We start from the raw sequence: 6,653 nt of genomic DNA on the forward strand, positions 1-6,653 counted from the left end.
AACCGGTCCGCCTCCGACATCCCCCTCGCACCTCGCCACCCGACCACTTCCGGAGGAACGCGGCGTGTCTGATCTGATTCTTGGAGTCTCGGCCTTCTACCACGACAGCGCGGCCGCGCTGGTCGCCGATGGCGTACCGGTCGCCGCCGCTCAAGAGGAACGTTTCAGCAGGCGCCGGCACGACCCCTCCTTCCCCTCCCTCGCGGTCGCGTACTGCCTGGACGAGGCGGGTGCGAGCCTCGACGACCTCGCCGCCGTCGCCTACTACGAGGACCCCCGGCTCAAGTTCCGCCGGGTGCTCTCCACCTTCGGCGGCGCCGCGCCCACCGGCTTCGCCTCCTTCCGCGACACCCTGCCCGCCTGGACCGGGCGCGGCGGCAAGCTGCGCACCGCCGACACCGTCCGCGCCGAGCTGGCGGCGCTGGGCCGGGGAGCGGTGCCGGAGGTCTCCGTACGCCGCCACCACGAGTCGCACGCCGTGTCGGCCTTCTTCCCCAGCCCCTACGAGTCCGCCGCCGTGCTCTGCATCGACGGCGTCGGCGAGTGGGCCACCACCACCCTGTGGCACGGGCGCGGCACCGAGGTGCGCCCCCTGGCCGAGCTGCGGTTCCCGCACTCGCTGGGGCTGCTGTACTCGGCGTTCACCTACTTCTGCGGCTTCAAGGTCGACTCCGGCGAGTACAAGCTCATGGGTCTCGCGCCCTACGGCAGGCCGAAGTACGCCCGGATCATCCGCGAGCAGCTGATCGATGTGAAGGCCGATGGCTCCTTCCGGCTGAACATGCGCAACTTCGAGTATCTGCGCGGCCAGGTGATGACCGGCCGCGGCTTCGAGCGGCTCTTCGGCGGACCCCGCAGAGCCCCGGAGAGCCCCCTCACCGAGCGGGAGTTCGACCTCGCCGCCTCCGTGCAGGAAGTCACCGAGGAGGTCGTGCTCAGGCTGGCGCGGACCGCGCGGGAGCGGACCGGCGAGTCCCGGCTCTGCCTGGCCGGCGGGGTCGCCCTCAACTGTGTCGCCAACGGGAAGATCATCGACGCCGGGATCTTCGACGAGGTCTGGGTCCAGCCCGCCGCCGGGGACGCGGGCGGGGCCCTCGGCGCCGCCCAGGCCGTCGCCATGGAGCGCGGGGTCCGGCGCGACCACCCCGCCACCGGGCACGACGCGATGAGCGGCTCCCTGCTGGGCCCCGCCTACGGCGACGACGAGATCGCCGCCTATCTGGACGCCCATGGCATCCCCCACCAGCGGCTGGACAGCGACACCCTCGCCAAGGCGGTCGCCGAGCAACTGGCCGAGGGGAAGATCGCCGGCTGGTTCCAGGGGCGTATGGAGTTCGGCCCCCGGGCGCTGGGCGCGCGCTCCATCGTCGGGGACCCGCGCAACCCCAGGATGCAGTCCGCGATGAATCTGAAGATCAAATTCCGGGAGTCCTTCCGGCCGTTCGCGCCCTCCGTGCTGGCGCGGGACGCCGGGGAGTACTTCGACCTGCCGCAGGAGAGCCCGTACATGCTGGTGGTCTCGCAGGTCACCGCCGCACAGCGGGTGCCGGCCGAGGACAGCGGCGCCACCGGTCTCGATCTGCTGAAGGTGCGGCGCTCCACCATCCCCGCCGTCACCCATGTCGACGGCTCGGCCCGGGTGCAGACGGTCACCGAGCGGAACAACGCGCCCTACCACCGGCTGCTGACCGCCTTCAAGGCCCGCACCGGCTGCCCGGTGCTGGTCAACACGTCGTTCAACGTGCGCGGCGAACCGATCGTGGAGTCCCCGCACGACGCCTACACCTGCTTCATGCGCACCGACATCGATCTGCTGGCGCTCGGGAGCTTCCTGCTGGAGAAGAGCGCCCAGCCCGCCTGGACCGAGGAGTCCGACTGGCGCGACGAGATCCCGCTGGACTGAGATCCCGCCGCCCGGGGACCCACCCTTTCCCACCGGCGGACCCGCCATTCCCACCGGCGGACCCGCCTTCCCCACCGGCGGACCCACCATTCCCACCGAGCGAAGGACGCCCCATGCGCACCCTGCTCCTCCTCATCCTCTACTACCTCGTCGTCACCCCCGCCGGTCTGCTGAGCCGGCTCGTGCGAGACCCCCTGACCCGCCGCTGGAACCGGAGCGCGGAGACCTACTGGACTGTCTCGACCCCGTCACCGGCTCGCTGATGGCGCACCACCGCACGCGACTGACCGATCGGAGACATCGATGACCAGCCTGCTCCAGTTCGCCCGGTACCGCGTCGAGAACGGTGTCCGGGATCTGTTGGACAAGGAGATCTCGGAACGGGTCTCGGAGAGCAGCCTGGACTCGGACATCGACGACTCCATACTCGCCGGGATCGGCGCCTACGCGCTCCGCCGCCATCTGCCCGGCGACATCCTCCACGGCGTCAAGGTGTTCACGGCGGCCGGCTCGCACGGCCTGGTCCTGTCGAACCTGCCCGCCCAGGAGTTCCCCGCCACCCCCGTGAGCGGATTCGGCGACGAGTCCGAACTCGCCGTGACCAACGCGATCCATCTGGGCCTCATCCGCATCCTGGGCTGCACCCCCTTCGCCGTCAGCTACGAGAACGACGGCCGGCTCATCCGCAATGTGGTGCCCAATCCGGCGGCCTCCGGGACCACCAGCTCCTGGGGCGCCGACTCGGAGTTCTACTGGCACTCCGACAACCCCCACCAGCCGTTCGGCCCGCCCGGCTCGGACCCCCGGCTCTACACACCCCCGTATCTGACCTTCTACGCCGTGCGGAACGAGGAGCGGGTACCGACCCAGATCGCCGCCCTCGACGATGTCGTGATCCGGCTGGACGAGCCGACCCGGGACGCCCTGCTCACCCACGACTTCGAGGTGGGCGCGCCGGACTCCAACGACGGGGCGGCCACCGGGCCCCTGGTGAAGGCACCCGTCCTGGAGCCGGGACCGGACGGCCGCCACCGCGTGCGGTACGACCGGGGCACGACCTTCGGCTCGTCGGAGCGGGCGCGGGAGGCGCTGGAGCGGTGGTGCGCGGCGCTCGACACCATCCCCTCGGCCGAGCTGGTCCTGGACACCGGCGACTTCCTGATCTTCGACAACCTCCGGGTACTGCACCGCCGCAAGGCGTTCACCCCGGCGCCCGAGGCGCGGGCCCGCTGGCTGCGCCGCTGCTACGCCGCCTGACCCGCGCGCACGCCCCCCACACACGCATGCGAACACCTCACACCCCACCGAAGGGAACGTCATGGGCAAGTACCGAGTGGCAGTCATCGGCGGCAGGCCGGCGCCGATCGCGGGCGCCAGGGAACTCGGCATCGACGTGGTCCTCGTCCACGAGGAGGGCGCGTACGACGTGTCCATCGCCGCGCACTGCGAGCAGATCCTGCACGCCCCCATCGCCGACGGGCAGGCCATCCTCGACCTGCTGAGGCCGCTCCACGAACAGCGCCCCTTCGACCGCGTCCTCACCACCACCGAGCCGGCCGCCGAGTCCACCGGGTTCGTCGTCGACTCGCTGGGCCTGCCCGGCGTCAGCGAGGCCACCGCCCGCGCGCTCAAGGACAAGGCGCTCACCAGGGAACTGCTGGACAAGCACGATCTGAGCCCCGTGCGCTACCGCAGGGTGACCAGCGCCGCCGAGGTCGCGGCCTTCCAGGCGGAGGTGGGCGACCGGATCATCGTCAAGCCCGTGGACGGGGTGGCGAGCCTGCACATCCACCCGGTGGAGGGCCCCGAGGACGCCGAGCGGGCCTGGCAGGCGCTGCGGGACGCGGAGATCTCCTCGGTGATCGCCGAGGAGTATCTCGACGGGCCCGTCGTCAGCGTGGACTCCTTCTCCCACGCGGGCCGGCACCTCACCATCGGCTACTCCGAGTACCGCATGAACGAGCGGTACGTGGAGTGGGAGGTCAGCACCCCCAGCCGCTGCGCCGTCCCGCACCTCGCCGCGCTCCGCGAGCTGACCCCCAGGTTCCTCGACGCCGTGGGCCTGACCGAGGGGCCCTCGCACAGCGAGTTCGTCCTCACCGAGAAGGGTCCGCGCGTCCTGGAGTCGCATGCCAGGCTCGCCGGGAGCGGGGCGCCCGAGCTGGTCCGCCGCGCCTTCGGGCTGAACCTCAACCGGATGTTCCTCACCGTGCCGCTCGGCATCGACGAGCTGCCGCTGACCTCGCCCGAGCCGCTCGGCGGCGCCGCCGTCCGCTTCTTCACCCCGGAGCCGGGCACCATCCGGGCCGTCGAGGTCGACGACGACGCCGCCGACGAGGTCCGCCGGGTCCCCCAGGGAGAGGTGCAGTACGTCTTCCTGCCCTATCTCGACGAGTTCCTGGACACCGAGGTCGCGGCGGTCATCGGCCGGAGCGAGGGGGAGACTGTGCCGCCGCTGCTGACGGTCGCCGACTGCGTCTCCGGCTATGTCATCGCCTCCGGGCGCGACGCGGACGACGCCGTGGCCAAGTGCGAGGCCGCCAACGACCGGATTCGCTTCGTCACGGGCTGACGGGCGGGGCGGGCCCCCGGGCCCGCGCCCCGGCCGCCCGCGCCCTCGCTCTCGCCCGCACTCCGCCCTCTCCCCGCCGCCGTGCCGGGCGGCCGGACCCCCGCCCGCCCCCGTGCCGGGCGGCCGAACCCTCCACCGCCGTCCGCGCCGCCCGGCCGTCCCCACGGGAAGGCGCCCAGTCCGCAACGACCCCCGGGATGGAATCGCCCGTGAACACGATCACTTCCACTGTGCTGACCGAGGGCCCCACCCGGGACCCCGTCGCCCAGCTCAACTCCGTACGCCGGCTCGTCGAGGAGACCTACACCAGCGAGCAGCCGCTCACCCGGGCCGCGCTCCATCTGATCGACTGCGCGACCGACATCGTGGCGCAGCTCCCGCAGGGCGATCTGGACGCGGCCCGGGACGCCCTGGGCGCGGCCCGCGCCGCCGTCGTCTCGGCGACCTTCGCGGTGGGCCGGGTCCGCGACATGACGGCGGCCGGGACGGAGGAGCTGTGAGCCGGCATGTCCTCGTGATCCACCGCTGGCGCGACCGGCACGCCCACTACGAGGAGTACCTCGACCACCGCGCCCACCGGGTCACCTATGTGACCACGGAGCTGGGCCTCGCCTCCGTACCCCCCGGCGCGGCGGCGGCCCGGGTGGTCCCCGCCACCGACGACCTGGGGGCGGTCTGGAGCGCGGTCTCCGCGCTCTGTGCCGACTTCGGCGCCCCCCGGCGGGTGCTGGCGCTCAACGAGGGCGATCTCGACACCGCCGCCACGGTCCGGGAACGGCTCGGCTGCCCGGGCCAGACACCCGGCGAGCTGGCCCGCTTCCGCGACAAGCTCACCATGAACCTGACGGTCGCCGGAGCCGGGGTGCCGGTCCCCCGCTTCGCGGACGCACCGGACGAGAGCGCCGTACGGGAGTTCGCCGGGCGCCACGGCTGGCCCGTCGTGGTCAAGCCGCGCCGGGGGACGGCGAGCAGGGGTGTCGTACGCCTCGACTCCCCCGCCGGCCTCACGGCGCTGCGCGGGCTGCCGCCGGAGCCCCGGCTGGTGCAGCGGTTCAGCCCCGATGAGATCTTCCACGTCGACGGCCTGTGGACCGGCGACCGGCTCGGCCCCTGGCGGGCCTCCCGGTATGTCAACACCTGTGTGGACTTCACCAGGGGGGAGGCGCTGGGCTCGGTCGAGGTGGACGACCCCGAGGTGCTCGGGCCGCTCACCGGATTCCTCACCCGGGTGGCGGGCGCGCTGAGCACCGAGCCCTGGGTGTTCCATCTGGAGGCCTTCGTCCGTACGCCCCGGGAGGGCGGCGCTCCCGAGTTCCGGTTCCTGGAGGCGGGGTACCGGGTCGGCGGCGCGGAGATCCCGTTCGTCTGGCGCGAGGTGCACGGCATCGATCTCATGCGCGCCGCCGCCGATGTCCAGCTCGGCCGCCGCCCGGACCTCCCGGTCCCGGCCCGCTGGCGCACGGGCGGCTGGCTGCTGGTGCCGTCCCCGGTTCCCGCCCCCTGCCGGGTGACCGCCTGGGACCTCCCCGAGCCGCCCGGCCCCGAGGACGGTCCGTACGCGTCGGTGATCCCCGCCGTCGGCCAGGTGGTCCCGCGCGTCGGCGGGTACGAGCATGTGGGCGCCCGGTTCCGCTTCCGGGGCGCCTCCAGCGGCGACGTGGAGAAGGCGGTGGTCCGCACCGCCGCCCGGTTCCGTCTGGAGTGCGCCCCCGAACCCCCCTCCCCGCCCACCGGGGGCCGCCGCGCGGTCTGCGGACTCGACCGGTGAACGGGCGCCCGGTGAGATCCACGGCCGTCCTTGTTCTGGAGGATGGCCGTGTGTTTCGCGGTCGTGCTTTCGGGGCTGTGGGGGAGACGTTTGGTGAGGCGGTGTTCAGTACGGGGATGACGGGTTATCAGGAGACGTTGACGGATCCGTCGTATCACCGTCAGGTGGTGGTGATGACGGCTCCTCATGTGGGGAATACGGGGGTCAATGATGAGGATGACGAGTCGCGGCGGATCTGGGTGGCGGGGTTTGTGGTCCGTGATCCGGCGCGGGTGCCGTCGAGCTGGCGGTCGCGGCGGTCTCTGGATGAGGAGTTGGTGGCGCGGGGTGTGGTGGGGATCTGTGGGGTGGACACGCGGGCGTTGACGCGGCATCTGCGGGAGCGGGGTGCGATGCGGGCGGGTGTGTTC

The 6,653-nt window shown here is 72.5% G+C and carries 7 protein-coding genes; all 7 read left to right on the top strand.

Features of this window, described 5'->3' with window-relative positions; all coding sequences use genetic code 11:
• The first annotated feature begins 64 nt into the window (after window positions 1-64).
• Window positions 65-1,903, top strand: a complete 1,839-nt coding sequence (locus tag ACWCRA_RS16275) for a carbamoyltransferase family protein (RefSeq protein ID WP_351550509.1) — start codon at window positions 65-67, stop codon at window positions 1,901-1,903.
• 113 nt (window positions 1,904-2,016) lie between these two features.
• Entirely contained in the window at window positions 2,017-2,166 is a 150-nt protein-coding gene (locus ACWCRA_RS16280; RefSeq protein ID WP_351550511.1) for a hypothetical protein, read from the top strand.
• Window positions 2,167-2,206: 40 nt separating this feature from the next.
• Window positions 2,207-3,160 carry a TauD/TfdA family dioxygenase gene (locus ACWCRA_RS16285; RefSeq protein ID WP_351550514.1) on the top strand — a complete coding sequence of 318 codons (954 nt, stop codon included), beginning with the start codon at window positions 2,207-2,209 and terminating at the stop codon, window positions 3,158-3,160.
• A 61-nt stretch (window positions 3,161-3,221) separates the two neighbouring features.
• Window positions 3,222-4,475 carry an ATP-grasp domain-containing protein gene (locus ACWCRA_RS16290; protein ID WP_351550516.1) on the top strand — a complete coding sequence of 418 codons (1,254 nt, stop codon included), beginning with the start codon at window positions 3,222-3,224 and terminating at the stop codon, window positions 4,473-4,475.
• Between the two features lie 209 nt (window positions 4,476-4,684).
• Complete coding sequence (locus tag ACWCRA_RS16295; protein ID WP_351550519.1) at window positions 4,685-4,975, top strand: hypothetical protein; 291 nt, start codon at window positions 4,685-4,687, stop codon at window positions 4,973-4,975.
• Window positions 4,972-6,243, top strand: coding sequence for an ATP-grasp domain-containing protein (locus ACWCRA_RS16300; RefSeq protein WP_351550522.1), 1,272 nt, complete (start codon window positions 4,972-4,974; stop codon window positions 6,241-6,243). Before ACWCRA_RS16295 ends, ACWCRA_RS16300 begins: the two co-directional genes overlap by 4 nt.
• On the top strand, window positions 6,240-6,653 hold a 414-nt coding region (locus tag ACWCRA_RS16305), incomplete at its 3' end, for a carbamoyl-phosphate synthase domain-containing protein (protein WP_451067883.1). The genes ACWCRA_RS16300 and ACWCRA_RS16305, both read left to right, overlap by 4 nt.

The sequence above is a fragment of the Streptomyces sp. NPDC001889 genome (assembly GCF_053594535.1).

Coding starts and splice junctions, on each gene's coding strand:
- ACWCRA_RS16290 (WP_351550516.1), top strand. CDS start 3,222: ATGGGCAAGTACCGAGTGGCAGTCATCGGCGGCAGGCCGGCGCCGATC.
- ACWCRA_RS16280 (WP_351550511.1), top strand. CDS start 2,017: ATGCGCACCCTGCTCCTCCTCATCCTCTACTACCTCGTCGTCACCCCC.
- ACWCRA_RS16285 (WP_351550514.1), top strand. CDS start 2,207: ATGACCAGCCTGCTCCAGTTCGCCCGGTACCGCGTCGAGAACGGTGTC.